Raw genomic sequence first — 24,384 nt, 5'->3', positions numbered from 1 at the left:
CATATTAGTGCCTGCCGACTGATGGAGGCATTTAGCCCGTCGGCGTTATGAGACTTTCCGTGGAGCTTCTTCTAACTATAATGGTACGATTTATTCATTCTGCAACAGCCCCAACTCATCTTTTTCTAACTTAAAGTTTAAAATCAAAACCAAAAGGGCAATGGGAACAACTGCTTTAGCATTGTTTTTTATTTGCTCAAAAAAATATTAATCACCTCATTTTTCTTATAGAAAAAGAGGCAATCCCATGATTGTCTCTTATTCTTATTAGCTTAATTATCTATTTAATGCTTGAGAAGCTGTAATTATTGCTATTTCATAAACATCTTCTTCTGAACAACCTCTTGAAAGGTCATTAACAGGTGCGTTTAATCCTTGTAATATTGGGCCTAGGGCCTTGTATCCACCTAGTCTTTGTGCAATCTTATAACCAATATTTCCTGCTTGAAGGTCTGGGAAGATGAATACATTACATTTACCAGCTACTTTTGATCCTGGAGCCTTGTGAGCTGCAGTTTCAGGGTCGATTGCTGCGTCAAATTGGATTTCTCCTTCTATTTTGATATCAGGATCAATTTCTAAGGCTCTAGTCTTTGCCTTAGCAACTTTTGTAGCTAAATCATGGTGGGCTGAACCATGAGTTGAGAATGATAGAAGGGCAACATATGGATCCATACCAAATGATTTAGCACTCTTTGCAGTTTCTACAGCAACTTCTGCAAGTTCATCAGATTCTAGGGTGATATTTACTGCTGTATCAGCAAATACAAGTTGGTTGCCTTTTGGTCCTATCATAACCATTACACCAGATACTCTATTTACACCTGGTTTTGTTCTGATAATTTGAAGAGCTGGTCTTATGGTATCTCCTGTTGTATGAATAGCACCTGAAACCATTCCGTCTGCAAAGCCTTCTTTAATTAGCATTACGCCAAAATAGTTTACATTAGTTTTTAGTAGAAATTCCGCTTCTTCTTTGCTTGTTTTGCCACGTCTAGCCTCGACAAAGCCTTCAACTAATTTATCAAAATCTTCTGAATATTGTGGGTTAATTATTTTTAAATCACCAAGTTTTAATCCTAGCTTGTCAGCTGTTTTTTGAATTTCGCCTTGATCTCCCAAAACTATTGGGATAAGAAGTCCCTCTTGTTTATGTCTTAAAGCAGCAGCAAGTATCCTTGGATCGCTACCTTCTGGAAAAACGATTTTTAAATTTTTTCCCTCTATTGCTTCTCTTGCGTTTTCTAATATACCTTTTGGCATTTAATCCTCCTTGTGGAATTCGTTAATTATACTATAACTATACCCAATATTTTTCAAAGTGAAGCTTAGTTATTTTATTAACTTTTTGCTTTATTTAAAGCCTCTAACTCACTTTTCGATAGGTCCTTATCGCTTGAGCCCTTAACTATTTCTTTTACATAAACAGTAGAGCCTGAGTTTGAGTATAGGCTAGTTAGCACTATTCCATTATGGAAATTATCCAAAAGACATAGGCTAAAGGATAAGGTGTTGGTCTGTCCATCAAAAGCATCGAAATGAATAATCGCCATGTTACTTATTGCTCCCATGGTCGTGTCCTTGGCCTCTATTGCCCTCTGATCAATAGTTCTTATTTCTTTATTGGAACTTTCTATCCTATCATTGATAGATAGTAAAAGCTCTTCAAGGTTCATATCGATATTACCCCTAAGAAGATGGTCATATCTTTGTTTCTGCCTTCTAAGTTTATTATTAATTGATTTTATTAGGGCAAATTCAGCTATCACTATTACAATAAGGATCGCCAAAATCACATAAATTCCTGTCATTATTTCCTTCTTTCTATAATTTCTATGTTACTATTATATATACTCATACACTCGCTAACAGTTGCCTCATAGTCATAAAACTCATCAATTGCAGATAAATTAATCTTTATGGTTGGAAGAGCGTTAATTATTGCGTCCTTTAGCATATTATTAGCTATAACTCCATCGCTAAGGGTTTCTTTCCTACCATATTGAAGAATAGGGGAGAAATTTTTAAGTGCTATTAGAGAAAGTTTGACCATTTCTATTTGTGGCTCGGCTGCTCTAATAAAAAATCCTCGATCGATTATTCGCTTCTTTTTAAACTCACTAATCAATTCATTTGCTCTTTTTATATCTTCATCAGCTAGGAGGTTGAGCTTTTCGCTTATTTTATCTAATGTTTCATATGAAACATTTAAAGAGTCAATTTTTTTATCCATCATTCTAATGAGATTAATTGCCATATTAGCGACGAAGATAACTACAGCTCCACCCCCTGGGTTTGCAGTCGGCTTTTTTATTTGATGGAGAAGCTCTCCTACAGTCATATTAATCATCAGTTAGTCTCCAATATATATTTTCAATGTCTTCAACTGTGAAACAATCAATTATTAACTTGTAGGTATCTCCAGTCTTATCTATTTTAACTTTTGACCCAACTCTTTCCATAAATTTTTCTTCATAATCCTCTAATAGGATTTTATCTATATCACTAAGACCATTCTTCTGTGTTTTTTTTGAATCCTTATCCTTTTTATTTCCTATCTTTTCGGCATCCCTCACCTTTAATTTCTTGTTGATAAAATCATCCAAGGCCTTTTTTCTCTCATCTTCATCTTTTATTGATAAGAGGGTTCTTGCTTGTGAAGAAGTAATCTTTTTTTCTAGTAAGGCTCTACTTTCACTCTCGTTTAACTTTAGAAGTCTCATAGAGTTGGCAATATATGATCTGGACTTGCCAACTGTTTTTGATATTTCTTCTTGAGTCATTGAAAAGTCATCACTAATTTTTTTATAGGCCCTAGCCTCTTCTATGGGATTTAAATCTTCCCTTTGAATGTTTTCAATTAAGGAAAGTATATCTATATCTTTCTTAGTATAATCCCTTACTATGGCATCAATTTTCTTTAGGCCTAACTTAATACTAGCCCTATATCTTCTTTCACCAGCAAGTATTTCGTATCTTTCACATTTTTTTGTTAGCACAATAGGATTAAGTAAGCCGTATTCCTTAATGGATTCAGAAAGCCCTTCAATAGCTTCTTCATCAAAAATATTTCTAGGCTGGTCATCCCTAGGATCAATTAGGCTTAGGTCTATTTGTTCTATACTTTCCCTAACTTCCTTACTATTTGTTTCTGGTATAAGGGCTGACAATCCCCTACCCAATGTCTTTTTTCCTGTCATCTTATTCACCTATTAATTCTTTCGCTAATAACTTATAAGCCTTAGCTCCCTTAGAGCCTTCTTCATAGGCAAGAACTGGCTTGCCATAGGAAGGAGCTTCTGCCAAGTTTACATCCCTAGGTATCATAGTCTTAAAGACCTTATCCTTAAAATAGGTCTTAACCTCTTCTACAACCTCGTAAGAAAGACTATTCGCCTTATCAAACATTGTAAATAAGACTCCCTCTATTTGTAAGTTCTTATTAAGAGAATCCCTAACTAATTCATAAGTTTTCATCAATTCACTTACTCCTTCAAGGGCGTAATACTCAGTTTGGATAGGAATTATAATTGAACCACTCGCAACTAGAGCGTTTATAGACAAAAGTCCCAAGGAAGGTGGACAATCAATAAATATATAGTCATATGAATCGTCGATTTTCTCAACAATTCTCTTTAAAAGTTCTGTTCTTTCAACTGGATCTAAACTAACTAGCTCCACCTCAAGACCTGATAAGGCACTTTCAGATTTTATTAAAAAAACTCCTGACTTTGTTTCTTTTATATACTTAGTAATTTCTATATCTTTATTAATTTCTTTTGTTATAGGAAGCTCACAGTCAACTGCTTCTTCATCTTTGGTATCTTCACCTTCATCTTTGGCATCTTCTTCGTCATTCATTTGAGAATTTATTTCATTAAATAAATCATAAATAGAATCTTCACCATCGTATTTATCTAGGCCAAGTCCTGTTGTAGTATTAGCTTGGGGATCCATATCTATCACCAGAACTTTTTTTCCTTCTTTAGCTAAACTGGCAGCAAGATTTACTACACTTGTAGTCTTGCCCACCCCGCCTTTTTGGTTAAAAATCGAGATTTTCTTCATAATCACCTCTTATAAATATTATTGATAAATCTATAGCCCTATTCTTAGCCCTAAGTCTTACCCTATTCCTATCTCCATTAAATTGGAATTCTTTAAGTAAGTATTTGCCGTTATAAAGGATTCCAACAAAAACATGACCCAGATGGGCGTAACCTGTAGTGGCTATACACAAATTCGCTTTACTCTTCTCATAAAGTCCATCTAACATCTCTTTGAGGACTTGCCTACTTACCACGTCATATTTTTCTATTGTTTCATATGAAACATTTAAAAGCTTATTCTTTGTTTCGTTTGAATAAGTGATATAGGACTCATGTATAACATCGCTTGCACCTGGAATATCTATGATAGAGCTTGCAATAAGTCCGCCTGTAATTGATTCAGCACTTGCAAGTGTTTCATTTTTCTTTCTAAGCAAGTCGATTAAAATTTCTTCTTTCCTCTTATCCTCAAAAGTTATTAGATATTTGGCTAGAGCTTCTTTAACTTTTTTCTTTCCTTCTTCTAAAAGCTTGTCAGCATCTTTTTCAGTTTCTGCTTTTGCAGTTATTCTTAAAATACAACCATAGTCAGTCGCATAGGGACTAATAGTCGGGTTAGAACCTGTTAGGTCAACCCTACTTGCCATATCCCACTCACCTAAAAGTGCCGTCTTAGCAGTAACTGTCTTTATTATAGAGTCTTTGACAAGTTGTAATTCATTATCAAACATATAGGTCATCTCATGAGGGGGACCTGGCAAGAGGATGAATTTACTTTTTGATTCTATGATACAGCCCGGTGCTGTACCTTTTGGATTTTTAAGTATAGTAGCAGACTTTGGAAAAATAGCTTGCTTCTTATTTATTTTAATTGCCCTATCCTTCTTCTCAAAATATTCTTCTAAGGCCTTCATAGAATCAGGATCAACAACAAGCTCATTTTCTTTGCCACATACTTTAACTACAACTTCTTTAGTTATGTCATCAGCTGTTGGTCCCAAACCACCAGTTAGAAAAATATAATCATAAAGTCCGTTTGCCTCACTCAAGACCTTATAGAGCCTATCAAAATTATCACCTACCGTTACCATCTTATAGACATCTATTCCCATCTCCTTTAGATGACTAGCTATGTATTGTGAATTTGTATCTACAATATTTCCTAATAAAATTTCTGTTCCTACAGAACAAATTAAAGCCTGCATACATAACACTCCTTATGATTGTATTCATATAGAATATTTTACCATAAAAAAAGGAGCACTTGCAAAATGAAATGTAGAATAATTTTTTTACATTTTCAAACAACAAAAGCTCACTTAATTTTTTTATCATTGTTTCATATGAAACATTATAGGGGTTCTTTCTTAGGGAGATTTTTGCCCCTAGGATATTTGTCCTTAGTCTTTTTAACTTTTTCTATTACTATATTAACTCTTTCATTGCCATCCAAGTCAAAAGCTTTAATCTCTTTTACTCTTCCACCTAGTATCTTTAATGCGTTTTTGCTAGCTTCTAGTTCTTCTTCTGCCTTTGGTCCCTTGAGGGCGATAAATAAACCACCTATCTTTAAGAATGGTAGGGCGTATTCTGAAAGGGTAGCCATATTTGCTACAGCCCTTGATACAACAACATCAAAGCTTTCCCTTTTTTCCCTAGCATAATCTTCTGCCCTAGTGTGGATGGCCCTGGTATTTTTAAGTCCTAACTTTTCTATAACTTCATTCATAAAGACTACTTTTTTATTTACAGAATCGATTAGAGTTAAGTCGAAATCTTTTTCAATCCTTAGGGGAAGACCTGGAAAGCCAGCACCTGCCCCTATATCAAGTACCTTATCTTTTTCCTTAATATAGGATAATACTGTTAGAGAATCCTTGAAATGTTTAATTTCGATTTCTCTAGGATTGGTTATGGCTGTAAGGTTGGTATGAGCATTTACCTCTAGCAGGTAATCCATGTAGATTTGATAAGCTTTATCCATCTAATTCACCTGTCTTTAGTCTAATCAAAAGTACATTTATATCGGCAGGTGAAACGCCTGATATTCTTGAAGCTTGACCTATGGATTCTGGTTGAATTTCGTTAAGTTTTTCACACGATTCTTTCTTTAAACCAGGAATCTTAAAATAGTCTATATTTTTGGCTAGTTTTTTTCCTTCCAATTTTTTGAATTTATCTATATCAGCCATTTGCTTTTTGATATAGCCTTCGTACTTAATTTCTGTTTGGACTTGGATTTGTTGGAACTTTGGTAGTTGAGGTCTATCTGGGTCAAAGGCTTCTAGCATATCATAATCAACTTCTGGCCTTTTTAGAAGGTCATATAAGCTAATACCATTTTTTAGTGGTGAGGTGTTTAACTCTTCAAGTTTTTGGTTTGTTTCAGCTTTTGGTGTTAGGCTTACTGATTTTAACCTCTCTATTTCGCAGTCTATAGCATTTCTTTTAGCCAACATTTTTTGATATCTTTCTTCACTTACAAGGCCTATGTCATAGCCAAGTTTAGTAAGTCTTTGATCAGCATTATCTTGACGCATGGTCAACCTATATTCGCATCTTGAGGTCATCATCCTATAAGGCTCTTTTGTTCCCTCAGTTACCAAATCATCTATCAAGACACCGATATAAGCATCAGACCTATCTAAGATTAGAGGCTTTTCACCTTTTATCTTTAGGGCAGCATTAATGCCTGCTATTAAGCCTTGACCAGCTGCTTCCTCATAACCACTAGAGCCATTGATTTGACCTGCAAAATACAAACCCTCATAATCCTTTGACTCGAGTGTTCTGTAAAGTTTTCTCGTATCAATCATGTCATATTCAATAGCGTAGGCTGGCCTCATTATTTTCACATCCTCTAAGCCAACGATGGTTTTGTAAAAATCAAATTGCACTTCTTGGGGTAGGGATGAGGATACACCTTGGATATACATTTCATCCGTTGTTAGACCTTCAGGCTCTATAAATACTTGATGGACATCCCTATCTGGAAATCTTACCATCTTATCTTCTATGGAAGGGCAATATCTTGGACCAATTCCTTTTATATGACCACCATAAATAGGTGATCTATATAAGTTTTCCATAATTATTTCTTTAGTTTCAGGTCTAGTATAAGTTAAATAGCAATCTTCTTGATGCCTATGAGAGAAATCCTCTCCCTCGTTTAAAAATGAAAAAGGAATAACTTCCTTATCACCTTTTTGAACCTCTGTTTTTTCTAGATGTAGAGATTTTCTATCAACCCTTGCTGGTGTTCCTGTCTTAAATCTTCTAAGTTCAAAACCCATTTCCCTTAAAGAATCAGAAAGGAAAGTCGCAGCAGATAGGCCGTGAGGGCCTGATACCTTTTCATATTCTCCAATAAGGATTTTTCCATTCAAATATGTTCCTGTACAGATTATCAAGGCCTTACATTCAAATATTGCACCTTGGACTGTTTCACATGAAACAATTTTTCCATCCTTATAATTTATCTTGTCTACTTCTTGTTCGAAAAGATCAACTTCATCTTCTAAAGTTTTCTTCATTTCGTCATGATAGGCTCTTTTGTCAGCTTGAACTCTTAAAGAATGGACAGCTGGACCCTTGCTAGTATTTAGCATCCTTGATTGGATAAAGGTCTTGTCAATATTTATAGCCATTTGTCCACCAAGGGCATCTATCTCTCTAACTATATGTCCCTTACCAGTTCCACCGATATTAGGATTGCAAGGCATATCGGCGATTGATTCCATACTAGTTGTTAGAATTAGGGTCTTTAGGCCTAGCCTAGAAGCAGCAAGTCCTGCTTCACAACCAGCATGACCTGCCCCTACCACTATTACATCATAGCTTCCTGCTTTATATTTATTTTCCAACACAAAACTCCTTAAATACTTTATCCATTATCTCATCAGAAACAGATTCTCCAATAATAAGACCCAAATCGTCATAGGCGCCCCTTAAATCAACTTCACAAGCATCTATAGGGATTCCTCTATTGATATCATATAGTGAAGAAGTAAGCTTCTTACTTGCCATATTCAAGAGCCTTTCATGACGGGTATTAGTTATAAGAACTGATTCTCTCTTTAATTCCTTGGTATTAAACATCTCAGTTATAGTCTCTTCTAATTTATCAATACCTTCTTCATTTATCATTGAGGTCCTGATTATAGGTAGACTAGTCTTTAAGATTTTTTCATCAAACTTTCCACTAAGGTCTGTTTTATTTAAAATTATTATAGCATTTTTACCTTCGATTAAATCCATGATTTTCTTATCTTCTTGGTCAAAATCTCTAGATGAGTCAAAAATTGCAATAATTAAATCTGATTGGTCTATAAGTTCTATGGACTTATCGACTCCGATTTTTTCGACTACATCATCAGTCTCCCTAATTCCTGCGGTATCATTGATTTTAAGTGTAAAATCACCGAAAGAAATGTACTCGGTAATAAGATCTCTTGTAGTACCTGGAATATCGGTTACTATAGCCCTATTCTCATTCAATAGATTATTGAGCAAGGAAGACTTACCCACATTAGGTTTGCCAATTATTGTTGTGTTGATACCATCTCTTACTATTTTTCCCTTGTTGGAAGTATTTAGTAGCTTATCAATCATGTCCTTAGCCTTGTCCATGTAGACAATAATTTCATCTTTAGGAAGGTCTTCTCCATCCTCTGTGAAATTAATAGAATATTCCAATCTTGACAAGGCTTCTAGAAGCTCCTGTCTGATAGAATTAATCTTTTCTCTCAAGGCTCCATTTAATTGATTTATGCCTTCTTTTTGGCTCAAATCATTTCTCGCGTTAATAATATCAAGAACGGCTTCTGCCTGAGATAGGTCGATTCTGCCATTGAGAAAGGCCCTCTTTGTAAATTCTCCAGCTTCAGCTAAATCGCAACCCCTATCAAGCAAGAGATTGAGAATTTTTTTTACGGAAACAAAAGAGCCGTGGCAATTTATTTCGCATATATCTTCTCTAGTATAAGTAAAGGGAGCCTTCATAAAGCAAACCATTACTTCATCAATTATTTCTCCCTGATTATCTATAATATTTCCATAGCGCATCTTTCTATTATCGTCATTCTTATCGAGTGGCTTTCCCATAATCGGTCTAAATATTTGACTAACTATCTCATAGGCTTTTGGTCCACTCATCCTGACTATGGATATACCACCAGTCCCAGACGGTGTAGAAATCGCAGCAATTGTTCTCTCTTCCATATTTACTCCTTTATATACACTACTTTGACTAGTGGTTTGTAACATAAGAATTATAGTGGAAAAACTGAATTTGTCAACATTTAATCCTGACTGTCTCCGCTTTACTTAAAAATTCGTAGAAAAAATTTGTAGATTTCGATTAATATGTTATATTAGATACAGAATAAAATATTTTGGAGGGATTATGCAACTACAATCATTAAGCTCTCTGCAATGGAATCTTATAGCAGGAGGTCTGGCAATATTCTTGTTCGGTATCTCCCTTATGGGGGAAGCTTTGACAAGTTTTGCCGGCCCCAAGCTTAGAGGATATGTAGAGAAGTACACTTCCAATCCAATAATGGGAGTTTTGGTTGGTATAGTTATAACAGGTTTAATTCAATCATCATCTGCAACAACAGTAATTGCCATAAGCTTTGTTAGGGCTGGCGTAATGAGCCTAGAGCAAGCTATTGGAGTAATACTTGGAGCAAATATTGGTACGACCGTTACGTCTATATTAATAGGTTTCGACCTAGGATACTTATCGTATTTCATAGCCTTAATAGGTGTTGTTATTACGATGTTTTCATCAAAAAGAAGAAATAAATATGTCGGAGAAATAATGTTAGGTTTTGGCCTATTATTTATAGGACTCGAAATGATGGGTGGATCTCTAACTGAGCTAAAAAACATAGATGGTTTTGACAAAATCGTTGCTAACATGGCTCAAAACCCAATCATAGCTGTGTTAATAGGTGCAGCATTGACAGCTTTAATTCAATCATCATCAGCTTTTATTGGTATTATCCAATCTTTATTTGCCTCTGGAGCCATTGATTTAAGTGTAGCTTTGGGTCTTATGTTTGGAGCAAATATAGGTACCTGCATTACCGCTGTCCTTGCTTCCTTGGGTGGATCTCTATCAGCAAGAAGAACTTCTACCTTCCATGTTCTATTTAATGTAATGATATCTCTAATATTCTTACTATTCCTAAATCCATACGAAACTTTAGTAAGAAGCATAGCGGATTTTTTAGGCACAAATAAGCTAATGACCATAGCCGTTGGTCACTTTACCTTTAACTTTATTGGTATGATTATATTCCTACCACTAATAAAATATGTAGCCAAGGCACTAAATAAAATAATACCTGGTAAGGATTCAATATTTTCTGATCTTGGAAACCTAGAATTAGATGAAAGACTTATTGAAACTTTCCCAGTAGGAGCTCTTGATCAAATAGAATCTGCCATCCTAAAAGAATCAAAAGTAGCCCTTGAAACAATAAAGCAAACCAAAAAATACCTACTCGAAAAAGATAGAAAGTACCTAGAAACTGCTAATCAAGCAGAATCAATTGTAAATGACATGGACACTAAAATCCAAGCCTATCTCCTATCTATTGCCCAAAATTCAAGTCATATGGATATAGAAGCTGAAGTTCAAAATTACCTACAAATTCAAATCAACGTTGAAAGAACCTCAGACTTGGCTCAAAATTTAGGCGAATACTACGAAGAGATATACGAATCTGGAGCAAGCTATAATGAAGAAGCTCTCTCAGACCTTGAAGATATTTACAACCTTGTAATAAACAACTTCGTAAATTCCATAGAAGTCTTTAATAACAAAAATGAAGTCCTCTTTAGAAGATTAGGTGAAGATGAGGCAGCCTTAGACCTTATGGAAACAAATCTAAGAAAGGCCCACTACAAAAGACTAGCCAATGGTGAGGATATGACAACCATAGCCTCTTATGTATTTAACGATATCTTATCAACTATGGAAAGAATCGGGGATCATGCTTACAATATCGCAAGAATAACAATGGAACCTGTTAAAATACACGATACTTTATCTCACCGCAAATTTGAAGATGGAGATGAAGAAATTATAAAAGCCTATGATAAAATTGAAAAACATATAAACTAGTTTCAATTAAGGAGCTGTTTAAGAAATAATAATTATCCTAAATCATTAGAACTCCTCGGAAAAATTAATTAGGACCCTAGGGACTGTTAGATTTCCTAAGAACATCATCTTGTGATTGCTGGGAGATTATTCATAAACTTAAACAGTCCCTTTTTTTATCCTGTCTTTTACATGAATATAAAAAAAGCCCTTGCAGATAATCAATAAGGGTCTTATTGAATCTGCAAAAGCTTCTTTAATTAATCTTCTATATAATCAACTACCACATATCTTCTAGGCTCAGAACCTTCTGAGTGACTAGATACATTTTGGTGTTTGGATATTTCTTCGTGAGCTAGTCTTCTTTCGTATGAATTCATATATCTTAAATTCCAGCTCTTCTTACTTTTTTGAACCTTTCTAGCAGTATCTCTAGCAAGTTCAACTATCTTTTCATCCCTGCGTTTCTTATAAGAGTTGATATCGACATTAACTCTTACATTATTTCTTCTAGAATCAACTGCTTTTCTAACAATAAGTTCTATGGCATCTAGGGTAGAACCTGCCTTGCCTATAGCAATTCCTGTATCCTTCTCGTCAACCCTAGCATCAAGTTTGATAATATTATCTTCCAAATCACCTATTACACTTACATTTTCAAAATGCATGGACTTTAGGATATTTTCTAATAGGTCCTTTGCTTCGTAAAACTTATCTATATCAGCCTTTTGCTTAGCTTTTCCATAATCAACACTTAGCTTTGTTTCTTCGTCATCTAGATCTTTAGCTTCTTTTGTTTCAGCATCGATTTCTGGAGAGCCTTCTTCGCTTAGCTCTAATTTTTCTTCTAAAACATCATCTACTGGGATTTTTACAGGCTCTTCTTCTTTATAATCATAGTCTTTGACGAAGGATTCTGTATTTTCAATCTCTTTTTCTAGGTTTGATAGGGCTTCTTTGATGTCTTCTTCATAACTTACCCTAACAACAGCATCCTTACTTCCAATAAGACCAAGAAAGCCACTAGATTCTTCTTCGATAATTTCTACTTCTACTTCATCTCTACTTTTACCAATTTCATCAAGAGCAAGCTTAATAGCTGCATCTTTAGTTTTAGCACTCTTAATTATTGACTTTTTCATCTTCTAACTCCGTTTTATTAGCTTTCATATAAAAATGCATAATTACCATAATTACAAGTCTGAATACAGAACTTAGGGTGTAATAAAGTGGCAAACCTGCTGGTAGACCCCTAAATATGAAAAAATACATCAAAGGCATTATCAAAAACATATTGTTCATATTTCCCATAGCTCCACCCTGTTGCATTTGAGGGTTTGTTTTCATTGAGAAAAGTTGAACAGCAACTTGGGATAAACTTGTAAGTAGTGGAAGAGCAAACCAATAAGGGTCCTTATCTAATAGATTAGATATCCAATAGAAATTTGTCCTAACATTATCTAAGCCTTCAGGGAATACATACTTTGTAGTGTCTCCCATCATCCTAAACAATCCAAAAAGAATCATAATTTGGATAATCATTACAAGGCAACCAGAAATACCAGGAGTTACTCCCTCTTCCTTATAAAGTTGTTGCATCTTTTTTTGCATTATTTGTTGGTCGTAACTATATTTTTTTTGGATTTCTTCCATCTTTGGTTTGAAAATCTTTGTTCTCTCTGCTTGTTTTTGTTGGCTAACGGTCATTGGTATAATTAAAAGACTTACAAGCAAAGTCATAATTATTATAGCTATGGCATAAAAACTAATATTTGTAGGCTCTGTGAAATTAGCTTGCAAGCTATCATAGATCCATCTCATCAGTTGGCCTAAAATACCGGCTAGTACTTTAATCATATAAACTCCATTATTTCAGTATTTTCTTATATTTCCTAAAGAAAAGTTTAGTTAACTGGGTCATAACCTCCCTTAGAAAATGGATTACATCGTAAAATTCTCCACACAGACATAAAAAACGCTTTCAAGAATCCATGCTTCCTAAAAGCCTCCAGGGCATATTGGGAACAAGTTGGTTGAAACTTACACTTTGAATATCCTAGTTGTGGAGAAATAAATCTTTGATAAAACTTAATTATTGCAATGAATAATTTATTTAACATAAAAAATCATCTTCTTTTTAAAAGCTTTACTAAGAACATGACCCAGAGATTTTTTTAAATCATCGTAAGTAAAATCTATCGTATGTTTCTTTGGGATAATTACGACATCTACAGCATTAATAGATCCGTAATTAATCCTAATAATATCCCTAAGCTTTCTTTTAAGAGAATTTCTAACATTAGCCTTACCTATCTTTTTACTTATGGAAAAACCAAATCTAGGATGTTTTTGACCGTTATTTTTCACTAAAACAGTGAAATCCCTATTGTAGAAAGCTTGGTTTCTTTTATATACTCTTTGAAAGTCTGCGTCTTTTCTTAAACTAATTCTTTTTTCCATTAAACACTTCTTAACTATTTGTAGAAAAGTAAAAAATATAAACAAGAGCCTTATATAAGGCCCCTCCTAATCTATATACAATTAATACTTTCTAGCTTAAGCAGATAATCTTTTTCTGTTTTTTCTTCTTCTAGCTTTTAGTACTCTTCTACCACCTGGGCTTGACATTCTTTTTCTAAAGCCGTGATCTTTTGATCTCTTTCTTCTATTTGGTTGATAAGTTCTTTTCATGCTTACACCTCCTACTCTTTTTTTGACTCATACTATTATATTGAAATAAAGCTAATCTGTCAAGATTTTTGAGTAAAAAAATAATATTTTGTAAAAAACTAGGCTCTAAAGAATAGCCTTGAATATAATTTCAATTTAAGCAGAATATTTTTCCACTAATACCAGTTTTTTCGGAATAAATTTCCAGTGTGGATAATTTTCTTGATAAAATTTCTATCCACAACTTTTAAACAAAAAATCTCCATGAATAATTTTGTAAAATCATCTCATATTATAATTTTTTTTGGCTTATCTAGTAAATTTATGAAAATTTTATGAGAAAGACTAAATAAATACACAGACTTATCCACATATCCACCCTTTTTCCAAAAGTTTTAAATTTTTAAAAATAAGTTTTCCCAAAAAATAAATAAAAAATGTGGATAAATTGCTTAAATCGCATGATTATAGTATAATTGAGGGTGTATAAGTATATGCAAAACTATGTTTTTTATCTGGATTTTTACTTTTTGTGTGGATAAATTTGGAAATTATCCTTGCTTTCTAAAATTTTCTAGGCTTAAAGCTTAAAATTCAGAAGAAAATTTTATCAACAAAAAAGTTATCCACAAGTTATCCAATTTTTGGGGATAAGTCTTATTTTTCTTTCTTATTTTTAAATTTTAGGGCTTTATAGACTGTGTATAACTTTTAGAGGAAGGTAGGATGGATGACGAATCTAGAATACATTACAGATGAATTAAAAAATGAAATGAAAATGCATGTAACCGATAGTCAGCAATTTGACACATGGATTAGCATTCTAAAACCCCTTAATTTGTACAATGGAACCCTTTATTTGGAAGTGCCTAAGAAGGATACACTTTTTATTTATGATAAGATTTGGGCTCCTCAACTCCAGATTGCCCTTGATAATATCAAAAGCAAAACTGGTAAAGATTTAATTATTGAGGTTGTTGCAAAAGATGGAGACAATTACAACAAGGTCTTAACCCTCGGTAAGGACTATGATCCTGACGGACAGATGAGACTTAATAAAGTTTCATCCTTCCCTAGACCCCAGCTAGAAGAAGAAAATATTTTCGCAAATTTCGTAGAAGGCAAATCCAACCAATATGCCTTAGGGGTAAGCCAGGCTGTTGCAGAAAATATTTCTAACAAATCTCAGGCAAGACTTTACAATCCTCTCTTTATTTATGGGGAAAGCGGCCTAGGTAAGACCCACTTGATGCAGGCAATAGCCCACGAAATCCTTGATAATAGGGATGATGCTTATGTAATGTACTTATCAAGCGAGAAATTTACCAACGAGATGATTTCAGCCCTAAGGTCGACAAAAAATGAAAAATTTAGGGAAAAATATAGGTCAGTTGATATTCTTCTTATAGATGATATTCAATTCATTGCAGGTAAAGAAGGAACTCAAGAGGAGTTCTTCCACACCTTTAATGACCTTTATAACACAGGTAAACAAATAGTAATATCCTCAGACAGGCCACCAAAGGAGATAAAGCACCTAGAAAATAGGCTTATTTCAAGGTTCTCCTGGGGAATTATAGTCGATATTGGTAAACCTGATTTTGAAACTAGGGTAGCAATCCTTCAAAAAAAGCTTGACCAATTAGGAGCTTATATAGAAAATGACATCTTGTTTTATATAGCAGAAAATATTGATACCAACATAAGAGATTTGGAAGGAGCCTTGTCTACTGCCATAGCCTATGCTAAAAGTGATAATAGAGAAATTGTTACTATGGAAGATGCTATAAAGGGTGTAGGAACTAGGGTTAAGGATAAGAAAAAACGTGTTGGTATAGATGATATACAAAAATATGTCGCAGATAAGTATGGAGTCAAGCTATCAGAGCTAAAGGGCAAATCTAGAAAGAAAGAAATTGTAAATCCTAGACAAATAGCCATGTTTTTAGCTAGAGAAATCCTAGAAGATTCTCTAGTAACTATATCGAATGCCTTTGATAGGGATCATACAACTGTCATGCATGGTATAGATAAAATTCAAAAACAAATGGATGAAGATGGTAGCTTCAAAGAAGAAATAGATGCTCTCCTAAAGGAGATAAGCGAGTAAAATGTTAATAAGCCTGTGGATAAGTATGTTGATAAGTAGGATGTGATTTTTTCTTGCTTCACGCTTGTGGATAATGTGGAAAACTAGCTATCTTATCCTTTTTCTACCCACAAGTTATCAATAAGACTTTTAAGCTAGATATAGACTTTTAAGAGACTTATCCACATTTATACAGGCCCTACTAATAATACTACTAAGTATATATTTAAGTTAAGGAGTAACAATGAAATTTAGAATTAGTCAGCAAGATTTAATGAGTGCTATAAATATTGCTATGAAAGCTGTCTCAAAAAGTACCAATATACAGATTCACGAATTAATATACTTCGAGTGTTTTGATAATAGTCTTTTCCTCAAAGCCTTTGATGGCGAAATAGCTATAAAAACAAAAGTAGATGCTGTAGTTGATGAAAAAGGTGAGATGGCTGTTAAGGCAAGCCTTATTGCAAATATAGTAAGAAAACTACCTAATGATATTGTAATTGTAGAAAATAAGGATGGAAAAATAAATATCAAGTGCTCATCATCAAACTTTAACCTTTTAGCCTTTGATTATTTTGAAAAAAATGAATTATCCATACCAGATACTTTGGCTATAGAAATAGATAATGATGTCCTAAAAAGATCAATAAGTCAAACTGAATTTGCAACAAGTCTTGACGAAACAAAGCTTGCCCTAACAGGAATTCTTTTTGAATTTAAAGATGGATTTCTAAATATGGTTGCCTTGGATGGTTACAGGGTTTCTCTAAAAAAAGTAAAACTCGAATATCCTACAGACTATGAAGATAGTGAATATATCATCCCAAAAAGATCCCTATTAGAATGGTCAAGGATCGTTTCTGACGATACAAAAACTAAACTCTATAAGAATGAAAATGATTTGATTTTTGTAAGTGAAAATACTACTATGCAATGCAAGGTAATAGATAAGAATTTTATAGATTATAGAAATATTATTAATGATATTTCAGAAACTAGCATAATCGTTGATAAAAGAGAGCTTATAAATTCACTAGACCGTGCTCAAGTTTTAGCAGATCCTGGCAGGGCAAACCTAATAAAGATAGAAATTTCTGATAAGCTTATGTTAATAAAATCAAATTCTGAAATAGGGGATGTAAGAGAGGCTATAGATGTTGATCAACAAGGCCCTGATCTTGAAATAGCCTTCAATGCAAGATACATGCAAGAGGGTGTCAAGGCTTGCGATTCTACAAAAATCAAGCTAAACTTCAAATCAGCCCTAAATCCATGTTTAATTTATCCTGAAAATTCATCCTATGAAAATGAAGATTTCACCTATCTTGTTTTACCAGTAAGGCTTGCTAATTAGAGGTATATATGGAAAAGATAGAATTTTATGCAGAAGAAATAAGCCTTAAAGATCTACTAAAGGCTACTAATATAATTCCAACGGGTGGACTTGCGAAAAACATCATAAAAGATGAGGGAGTCCTCCTCAATGGTGAGCTTTGCCATATTCCAGGCAAGAAACTTCACAAAAAAGACCTAGTAGTATTTGATGATTTTGAAATTACAATTGTATAATGTGGATTAAAGACTTAAAATTAAATAATTTTAGAAATTATTTTTATGAAAGTGTGGAATTTAACAAAGATACAAATATTTTCATCGGAGATAATGCCCAGGGTAAGACCAATCTTTTGGAAAGTGTCTATTATTTGGCTAATGCAAGGAGCTTTAAGAAAATTAGAGATAAGGACATTGTTAGATTTTCTCAAAGTCAGATGAAATTAGCTGGAACCGTTAGAAAAGGAAGGTCTTTTAAGGAAGTTCTTATAGAAGTTAATGATAAGGATAAGAGTATTTTTGTAAATGGAGTAAAGTATGATAGGAGCAAAGATTTAAAATCTTTGTTTAAGATAGTCCTTTTTACACCTGAAGATTTGGCAATCATAAAGGATGGGCCAAACCTTAGACGTGATTTGATTGATAAGATTATAGAAGGGATAGACTTATCCTACAAGTCATACAAGAGGGATTACGATAAGATTTTATATCAGAGAAATAAACTCCTGAAAAATACTAAATCCCAATATTTTAAAGAACAGCTTGCTGCTTTTGACAAGTCTCTAAGTAAGCTCGGATATAGGATTTATAAGAGTCGATTAAAATTTATAAAAATAATAGACCAGTATGCTAGAGATTTTCACTCATCCCTAACTTCTTCTAAAGAGGAATTAAGGTTAAGTTATCTAGCAGATATAAGTCCAAAAGATTTAGAAGAATATGAAGAAATTTTCGCTACCTCAAGGGATAAGGATTTAAAATATTTGACCAGCCAAAGGGGCATCCATAGGGATGATATTGAGATTACTATAAATGGCAAGGATACAAAAAACTTTGCTTCCCAGGGGCAACAGCGTTCGGCAATTCTAAACATAAGACTTGCGGAAGTTAAATTAATCAAAGAGGTGACAGGTGATGAGGCTGTCATTTTGTTTGATGATGTATTTTCAGAACTTGATGAAAAAAGGTCCGTGTTTTTACTTGAAAACCTTAATGGTTATCAAACTATAATTACTGCGACCAACACCAAGAGCTTGGAATATATAGACAAAGATAAGATTTCATATATCTTTGATGGAAAGATTAGAAAGGAATAGTATGCAAGATAATAATTATGATGCTGGTAATATCAGGGTTTTGGAGGGGCTTGAACCCGTTCGTCTAAGACCTGGTATGTATATAGGATCAACCAGTCAGAGAGGACTCCACCACCTAGTCTATGAAGTAGTAGACAACTCGGTAGATGAGGCCCTAGCAGGACGTTGTGACTACATAAAAGTTACTATTGATAAGGATAATGTTGTAAGTGTAGAAGATGACGGATCAGGAATCCCAGTCAAAGAACACCCAACAACTCACAAATCTACCTTGGAGACAGTCCTAACCGTCCTTCATGCTGGTGGTAAATTTGACGATTCAGCCTACAAGGTATCAGGTGGTCTTCACGGTGTAGGTGTTTCAGTAGTAAACGCCCTTTCTGAATACCTAATAGCAGAAGTAAAAAGAGATGGTCACATCTACAAGATGGAATTTGCTAGAGGTGAGGTAACTAAAGACATAGAAGTAATAGGCGATACGGTAGAAACTGGAACAAAAATCACCTTCAAGGCAGATGGAGAAATCTTTGATACTACCATATATGACAGGACAATCCTTGAAAATAGATTTAGGGAGATGGCCTTCCTCAATAAGGGAGTGGAGATACAATTTGAAGATGAGAGAGAAGACTTCAAAACTAGCTTCAAATTTGAAGGAGGTATTTCAGAATTTGTAGCCTATCTAAATAGGAATAAGGATCCAATAATGGAGATGATTCCTAATTTTGATGGCTTCCAAGAAGATACTGAGGTAGAATTTGCCTTCCAATATACAGATGCCTATAGCGAAAATATCCTATCTTATGCCAACAACATCCAAACTCCAGAAGGAGGAAGCCACTTGGCAGGGCTTAGGTCATCTTTAACTAGGACTGTAAATGACTATGCCAGAAAATATAACTTTTTAAAAGACAACGAAGATAACCTCCAGGGTGAGGACATCAGAGAGGGTATTACAGCCATAATATCTGTAAAAATAACTGATCCTCAATTTGAAGGCCAAACCAAGTCCAAACTCGGTAACTCCGAAGTAAGAGGTGCGGTAGATACCTTTATTTCAGAACATTTGGCAAACTTCCTTGAAGAAAATCCAAAGCCTGCCAAGGCCATAATAGATAAGGCCCTTGCAAGTAGACGTGCTAGGGAAGCTGCTAGAAAGGCAAGAGATCTAACCCGTAAGAGATCAATCCTTGATTCAGCAACTCTTCCAGGAAAACTTGCAGATTGTCAATCGACAGATATAGGAGAAAACGAAATTTTCATAGTCGAGGGTAATTCTGCGGGAGGCTCTGCCAAAGGCGGTAGGGATAACAGGATTCAAGCTATCCTTCCTCTAAGAGGAAAGATAATGAATGTAGAAAAAGCCCACCTTGATAGGGTTCTTAATTCAGAAGAAATAAAAAATATGATTACAGCCTTTGGTACAGGTATAGGCAAGGAATTTGACCTAGAAAAACTTCGCTATGGCAAAATCATAATCATGACCGATGCCGATGTTGATGGTGCCCACATCAGAACCCTACTTTTAACTTTCTTCTACAGATATATGAAGGATTTAATAGATAAGGGCCATGTATATGTAGCCCTTCCACCTTTATACAGGATAAGCGTAGGCAAGAAGGAAAGATACGTTTATTCAGATGATGAAAGAGATAAGGTAATCAAAGAGCTTGGAGTAGATAATTACAAGATTAACAGATACAAGGGTCTTGGTGAAATGAATGCAGAACAATTATGGGAAACAACCATGGATCCAGACAGACGTGTTCTCCTAAGAGTAGTAGAAGATATGGAATCAACCACAACTGATGACACCTTCGCCCTTCTCATGGGAGAAAAGGTAGAACCTAGACGTAACTTCATCCAAGAAAACGCCAAGTACGTTACAGACATAGACGTATAGGAGGCAATATGACAGAAAATCAGAATATAATGAATATAGACCTTGAGAGCAAGATGAAATCATCTTATCTTGAATACTCAATGTCTGTAATAGTAGCAAGAGCCCTACCAGATGTGCGTGATGGTCTAAAACCAGTTCATAGAAGAATCCTCTATGATATGCAACTTCTAGGCCTTGATCCAAACAAACCAACCAGAAAATCAGCCAGGGTAGTCGGAGATGTAATGGGTAAATTTCACCCTCACGGCGACTCAGCAATCTATGATGCCCTAGTAAGACTTGCCCAAGACTTCTCAACCAGATATCCCCTTGCCCAAGGCCAAGGTAACTTCGGTTCCATAGACGGGGATGCTGCCGCAGCCATGCGTTATACAGAAGTTAGGATGAGTAAGATTGCCAAGGAAATGCTAAGGGATATAGGCAAAGACACAGTTGACTTTATGCCAAACTTCGATGAAGAAGAATTAGAGCCAACAGTCCTTCCATCAAGATTTCCAAACCTACTTGTAAATGGGTCAAATGGTATAGCTGTAGGTATGGCGACAAACATGGCTCCTCACAATCTAGGTGAGGCCATAGACGCATGCATAGCCTACATGAAAGATCCAGAAATATCCATAGATGATCTCATAGAAATAATACCTGGACCAGACTTTCCAACAGGCGCCCTAATCTTAGGTAAGTCAGGCATAAAAGAAGCCTATAAGACTGGTAGGGGCAAGATTAAGCAAAGGGCAGTAGCAAAAATTGAACCCTTTAAGAAAAATAGAGAAAGAATAATCATAACAGAAATTCCTTATCAGGTAAACAAGGCAAGATTAATAGAAAAAATAGCTGACCTTGTAAAAGAAAAAAGAGTAGATGGCATATCTGACATAAGAGATGAATCAGATAGAAAGGGAATGAGGATAGTAGTTGAAATCAAGAGAGATTCCAACCCTAATATAGTCCTAAATAACCTCTACAAATACACCCAACTAGAAAATACTTTCGGTATTATAAACCTAGCCCTAGTAGCTGGTGAGCCAAAGATATTAAACCTAAAAGAGCTAATTGAATACTATGTTGACCACCAAAAGGAAGTAGTAACTCGTAGGACTACATTTGACCTATCAAAGGCAAGAGATCGCAAGCACATAGTAGAAGGTTTAATTATAGCCATTGATCACATAGATGAAATTATCAAAATAATAAGATCATCCTATGACAACGATCAAATCAAGAAAATCTTTTATGATAAATTTAAGCTAACAGAAGTTCAATCTCAAGCCATCCTAGATATGCAACTAAAACGCCTATCAGGACTAGAAATTGAAAAACTAAATGCAGAAAATGACGAACTTGCTAGGATGATTGACTACCTACTTTCAATCCTAAACTCTGAAGAAACTCTAATCAACCTAATAATCGACGAAATGACAGAAATCAAAGAAAAATACGCCGATGATAGAAGGACACAAATAGTACCAGATGAGGGAGAGATAGAAATATCAGAGCTATTTGAAAGAGAAGATATCCTAATAACCCTAACCAAGGATGGCTACATCAAGAGACTTCCTATCGACACCTACAAGGTACAAAATAGGGGAGGTAAGGGAATTGCGGCAGGAAATACCAAAGAGGGTGACTTCATCAAAAAGATTATCACAACTAATACCCACGAAGAGCTCTTATTCTTCACATCTATGGGTAAGGTATTTTCTCTAGAAGCTTACATGATTCCAGAAGCTAGTAGAACATCAAGGGGACAAGCTATAATTAACATCCTAAATCTTGAATCTGGCGAGAGAATCACAGAAATGATGACTCTTTCAGACCTACACAAAAATAGCCAAATAGTCCTTCAAACCAAAAATGGTACCATAAAGAAAACTGATGCAGAAAACTTCGCTAACATAAGGAAAAATGGAATAATAGCCATATCTCTCCAAGAAAATGATAAGCTAATATCAGTTAGACAGATAGACAAGGAAGAAGAACTCCTAATATCTACCAAAAATGGTATGACTATCCAATTTAACTCCAAAGACCTTCGTTCTATGGGTAGAATTGCTCAAGGGGTTAAGGCAATCAAGCTAGATAAGGATGATGAAGTAGTATCAATGAACATCAAGGGTGAAGAAACCTACCTCTTGGTTGTTACAGAAAATGCCTATGGAAAGAAAACTTCCTTTAACAACTTCAAAAACCAAAATAGGGGAGGCAAGGGTGTAAAATGCCATAAGGTTACAGAAAAAACTGGAAAAGTAGTGGATACTTTACCAGTAGACCTAGATAATGATATAATGATGGTATCCCTATCAGGCGATATGATTAGACTAAGTGTCAGGGATATATCTATCACTGGTAGGAATACTGTAGGTGTAAAACTCAAAAACCTTACAGATGACAAAGACAGAATTGTTTCAGTAACTAAATACAGCACTTTGGAAGAAGAGGAAGAAGATGTTTAAAGCAAATATTAGTCAAGCAGAAGACAAGTTAGTTCTAGAACTTTCTGGCGACCTAGATGTTTATTCAGAAGAAGAATTCAAAAATCTAATAGAAGATGACCTAAGCTCAGTTGATAAAGACATAGTAATAGATATCAAAGATCTTGACTATCTAGACTCGACAGGTCTCGGTATGTTTATGAAAATATATAAGATAAACAAGGAAAAAGATAAGAAAGTTAAGATAATAAATCCAAAAGAAAATATCCTAAAACTATTTAAGATTACTGAGCTTACAGAAATATTCGAGATGGTGTAATATGGAAGAAATAAGCATAAAAATCCCAGCAAAAAGCCTCTACATTAAGTCTATGAGGCTTTTTGCTGCAAGCCTTGCATCAGACTTGGAATTTAACATAGAAGAAGTAGAAGATATCAGAGTTGTCGTATCCGAAGCCTTAAACTATAAGCTAAAGGGTGATGACATAAAGATAAACTTCTTTGCAGAAAGAAAAAAGCTCAAAGTTGAAGTTATAGGAAAAGATAGGGACTTAAACGAAAAGGCCCTAGCTATGAGAGACCTAATCCTTAAAGAATTGTGCGATGAACTTTCTATCTCAGAAGATAAGATAGTTATGACAATAAGGGCAGAATAATGTCTAAAGAAAGCAAAAAAGAGCACAAAGAAGCTCTTCAAGAAAAATTTGAACAATATTACAAAACCAAGGACAAAAAACTAAGAGATGAGCTTATAGAAGAACATATGTATATAGTCGATATCCTCTCCAACAAATATGTCGGCAAGGGAATCGAAAAAGACGACCTCTACCAAGTGGCAAGCCTCGGTCTAATATATGCAATCGAAAGATACGACCCATCCAAGGGCTTTGCCTTCTCATCCTTTGCAACCCCAACCATAATGGGCGAGTTAAAAAGATACTTTAGGGACAAGGGTTGGGTAATAAGAGTACCTAGGAGAATACAAAATCTCTATAAGAAAATAAATACTGCAAAAAAAATCCTACCCCAAGAACTCCAGAGAACCCCTACAGTAGCTGACATAGCAGACTATCTAGGAGAAGATGAGGAAACAATCCTTGAAACCATGGAAGCAAGTAAGGTCTACACTCCTCAATCCTTGGATATGAAATACCAAGTCCAAAAAGGAGAAAATGCTGTCGACCTATCCGATATGATAGGAGAAGAAGACAAAAACTTCGATTCGATAGAGCTAAAAGACCTAATAGACAAATCAATGGAAAGATTAAACGACCTAGAAAAAGAAATCTTGGAACTAAGATACTACGAAGGAAGAACCCAAGTTGACATAGCTAATAGTTTGGATATAAGCCAGATGACAGTATCTAGAATTGAGAAAAAAATCTTACAAAAATTTAGCATAGAGCTAGAAAAGATGGGCCTATAATAAATCGTGTTGGTAGAAGTAAATGATACTTCTGTCAGCACGATTTTTTT

General features: G+C 34.7%; 24 protein-coding genes. 10 read left to right on the top strand and 14 right to left on the bottom strand.

Annotated features, from left to right (window positions below; genetic code table 11):
* Positions 1–276: 276 nt before the first annotated feature.
* The 9 genes from pta to mnmE form a co-directional block, all read right to left on the bottom strand.
* Complete coding sequence (gene pta, locus HMPREF0077_RS03475; RefSeq protein WP_004836577.1) at positions 277–1,263, bottom strand: phosphate acetyltransferase; 987 nt, start codon at positions 1,261–1,263, stop codon at positions 277–279.
* 77 nt (positions 1,264–1,340) lie between these two features.
* A complete protein-coding gene (locus HMPREF0077_RS03470) occupies positions 1,341–1,811 on the bottom strand; it encodes a DUF4446 family protein (RefSeq protein ID WP_004836576.1) in 471 nt (156 codons plus the stop codon).
* The gene (locus tag HMPREF0077_RS03465; protein ID WP_004836575.1) at positions 1,811–2,350 is read right to left on the bottom strand and encodes a cyclodeaminase/cyclohydrolase family protein; all 540 of its coding nucleotides are present in this window, start codon (positions 2,348–2,350) and stop codon (positions 1,811–1,813) included. Before HMPREF0077_RS03465 ends, HMPREF0077_RS03470 begins: the two co-directional genes overlap by 1 nt.
* Positions 2,343–3,200 carry a ParB/RepB/Spo0J family partition protein gene (locus HMPREF0077_RS03460; RefSeq protein WP_040349380.1) on the bottom strand — a complete coding sequence of 286 codons (858 nt, stop codon included), beginning with the start codon at positions 3,198–3,200 and terminating at the stop codon, positions 2,343–2,345. Before HMPREF0077_RS03460 ends, HMPREF0077_RS03465 begins: the two co-directional genes overlap by 8 nt.
* A 1-nt stretch (position 3,201) precedes the next feature.
* Positions 3,202–4,068, bottom strand: coding sequence for a ParA family protein (locus HMPREF0077_RS03455; RefSeq protein WP_004836573.1), 867 nt, complete (start codon positions 4,066–4,068; stop codon positions 3,202–3,204).
* On the bottom strand, positions 4,046–5,254 hold the full coding sequence (locus tag HMPREF0077_RS03450) for a CinA family nicotinamide mononucleotide deamidase-related protein (protein ID WP_004836572.1): 1,209 nt from the start codon (positions 5,252–5,254) through the stop codon (positions 4,046–4,048). Before HMPREF0077_RS03450 ends, HMPREF0077_RS03455 begins: the two co-directional genes overlap by 23 nt.
* Before the next feature lie 146 nt (positions 5,255–5,400).
* The gene (gene rsmG, locus HMPREF0077_RS03445) at positions 5,401–6,033 is read right to left on the bottom strand and encodes a 16S rRNA (guanine(527)-N(7))-methyltransferase RsmG (protein ID WP_004836571.1); all 633 of its coding nucleotides are present in this window, start codon (positions 6,031–6,033) and stop codon (positions 5,401–5,403) included.
* Positions 6,026–7,912 carry a tRNA uridine-5-carboxymethylaminomethyl(34) synthesis enzyme MnmG gene (mnmG, locus tag HMPREF0077_RS03440; protein ID WP_040349378.1) on the bottom strand — a complete coding sequence of 629 codons (1,887 nt, stop codon included), beginning with the start codon at positions 7,910–7,912 and terminating at the stop codon, positions 6,026–6,028. Before mnmG ends, rsmG begins: the two co-directional genes overlap by 8 nt.
* The gene (gene mnmE, locus HMPREF0077_RS03435; RefSeq protein WP_040349376.1) at positions 7,902–9,269 is read right to left on the bottom strand and encodes a tRNA uridine-5-carboxymethylaminomethyl(34) synthesis GTPase MnmE; all 1,368 of its coding nucleotides are present in this window, start codon (positions 9,267–9,269) and stop codon (positions 7,902–7,904) included. Before mnmE ends, mnmG begins: the two co-directional genes overlap by 11 nt.
* 184 nt (positions 9,270–9,453) lie before the next feature.
* Between mnmE and HMPREF0077_RS03430 the strand changes: the two genes are divergently transcribed.
* Complete coding sequence (locus HMPREF0077_RS03430) at positions 9,454–11,184, top strand: Na/Pi cotransporter family protein (protein WP_004836568.1); 1,731 nt, start codon at positions 9,454–9,456, stop codon at positions 11,182–11,184.
* A 239-nt stretch (positions 11,185–11,423) separates the two neighbouring features.
* Here HMPREF0077_RS03430 and jag read toward each other — a convergent pair whose 3' ends face one another.
* From jag to rpmH, 5 genes are all read right to left on the bottom strand, one after another.
* Positions 11,424–12,305, bottom strand: coding sequence for an RNA-binding cell elongation regulator Jag/EloR (gene jag / locus HMPREF0077_RS03425; RefSeq protein ID WP_004836567.1), 882 nt, complete (start codon positions 12,303–12,305; stop codon positions 11,424–11,426).
* Positions 12,286–13,020 carry a YidC/Oxa1 family membrane protein insertase gene (locus HMPREF0077_RS03420; protein ID WP_004836566.1) on the bottom strand — a complete coding sequence of 245 codons (735 nt, stop codon included), beginning with the start codon at positions 13,018–13,020 and terminating at the stop codon, positions 12,286–12,288. Before HMPREF0077_RS03420 ends, jag begins: the two co-directional genes overlap by 20 nt.
* A 47-nt stretch (positions 13,021–13,067) precedes the next feature.
* On the bottom strand, positions 13,068–13,283 hold the full coding sequence (gene yidD / locus HMPREF0077_RS03415) for a membrane protein insertion efficiency factor YidD (protein WP_004836565.1): 216 nt from the start codon (positions 13,281–13,283) through the stop codon (positions 13,068–13,070).
* A complete protein-coding gene (gene rnpA / locus HMPREF0077_RS03410; RefSeq protein ID WP_004836564.1) occupies positions 13,273–13,623 on the bottom strand; it encodes a ribonuclease P protein component in 351 nt (116 codons plus the stop codon). The genes yidD and rnpA overlap by 11 nt, the downstream gene beginning before the upstream one ends.
* 96 nt (positions 13,624–13,719) lie before the next feature.
* Complete coding sequence (rpmH, locus tag HMPREF0077_RS03405; protein ID WP_004836563.1) at positions 13,720–13,854, bottom strand: 50S ribosomal protein L34; 135 nt, start codon at positions 13,852–13,854, stop codon at positions 13,720–13,722.
* Between the two features lie 709 nt (positions 13,855–14,563).
* Here rpmH and dnaA point away from each other — a divergent pair.
* The 9 genes from dnaA to HMPREF0077_RS03360 all read left to right on the top strand — a co-directional run bounded on the left by dnaA (position 14,564) and on the right by HMPREF0077_RS03360 (position 24,334).
* Positions 14,564–15,943 carry a chromosomal replication initiator protein DnaA gene (dnaA, locus tag HMPREF0077_RS03400; protein ID WP_004836562.1) on the top strand — a complete coding sequence of 460 codons (1,380 nt, stop codon included), beginning with the start codon at positions 14,564–14,566 and terminating at the stop codon, positions 15,941–15,943.
* Positions 15,944–16,166: 223 nt separating this feature from the next.
* Complete coding sequence (dnaN, locus tag HMPREF0077_RS03395) at positions 16,167–17,279, top strand: DNA polymerase III subunit beta (protein ID WP_004836561.1); 1,113 nt, start codon at positions 16,167–16,169, stop codon at positions 17,277–17,279.
* 8 nt (positions 17,280–17,287) lie between these two features.
* Positions 17,288–17,494, top strand: a complete 207-nt coding sequence (locus HMPREF0077_RS03390) for an RNA-binding S4 domain-containing protein (protein ID WP_004836560.1) — start codon at positions 17,288–17,290, stop codon at positions 17,492–17,494.
* The gene (gene recF, locus HMPREF0077_RS03385) at positions 17,494–18,573 is read left to right on the top strand and encodes a DNA replication/repair protein RecF (RefSeq protein WP_004836559.1); all 1,080 of its coding nucleotides are present in this window, start codon (positions 17,494–17,496) and stop codon (positions 18,571–18,573) included. Before HMPREF0077_RS03390 ends, recF begins: the two co-directional genes overlap by 1 nt.
* A gap of 1 nt (position 18,574) precedes the next feature.
* Entirely contained in the window at positions 18,575–20,476 is a 1,902-nt protein-coding gene (gyrB, locus tag HMPREF0077_RS03380; RefSeq protein WP_040349375.1) for a DNA topoisomerase (ATP-hydrolyzing) subunit B, read from the top strand.
* An 8-nt stretch (positions 20,477–20,484) separates the two neighbouring features.
* Entirely contained in the window at positions 20,485–22,929 is a 2,445-nt protein-coding gene (gene gyrA, locus HMPREF0077_RS03375; RefSeq protein ID WP_004836557.1) for a DNA gyrase subunit A, read from the top strand.
* Positions 22,922–23,227 (top strand): STAS domain-containing protein, encoded by a 306-nt coding sequence (locus tag HMPREF0077_RS03370; RefSeq protein ID WP_004836556.1) that lies wholly within the window; start codon positions 22,922–22,924, stop codon positions 23,225–23,227. Before gyrA ends, HMPREF0077_RS03370 begins: the two co-directional genes overlap by 8 nt.
* A 1-nt stretch (position 23,228) precedes the next feature.
* Positions 23,229–23,564: an ATP-binding protein gene (locus tag HMPREF0077_RS03365; protein WP_004836555.1), complete on the top strand. Its 336-nt coding sequence runs from the start codon at positions 23,229–23,231 to the stop codon at positions 23,562–23,564.
* Positions 23,564–24,334: a SigB/SigF/SigG family RNA polymerase sigma factor gene (locus tag HMPREF0077_RS03360; RefSeq protein ID WP_004836554.1), complete on the top strand. Its 771-nt coding sequence runs from the start codon at positions 23,564–23,566 to the stop codon at positions 24,332–24,334. The genes HMPREF0077_RS03365 and HMPREF0077_RS03360 overlap by 1 nt, the downstream gene beginning before the upstream one ends.
* The last annotated feature ends 50 nt before the right edge of the window (positions 24,335–24,384 follow it).

Origin of the sequence: Anaerococcus tetradius ATCC 35098, from assembly GCF_000159095.1 — a bacterium.
Classification (GTDB): domain Bacteria; phylum Bacillota; class Clostridia; order Tissierellales; family Peptoniphilaceae; genus Anaerococcus; species Anaerococcus tetradius.
This window is presented reverse-complemented; position numbering and strand designations above follow the sequence as displayed.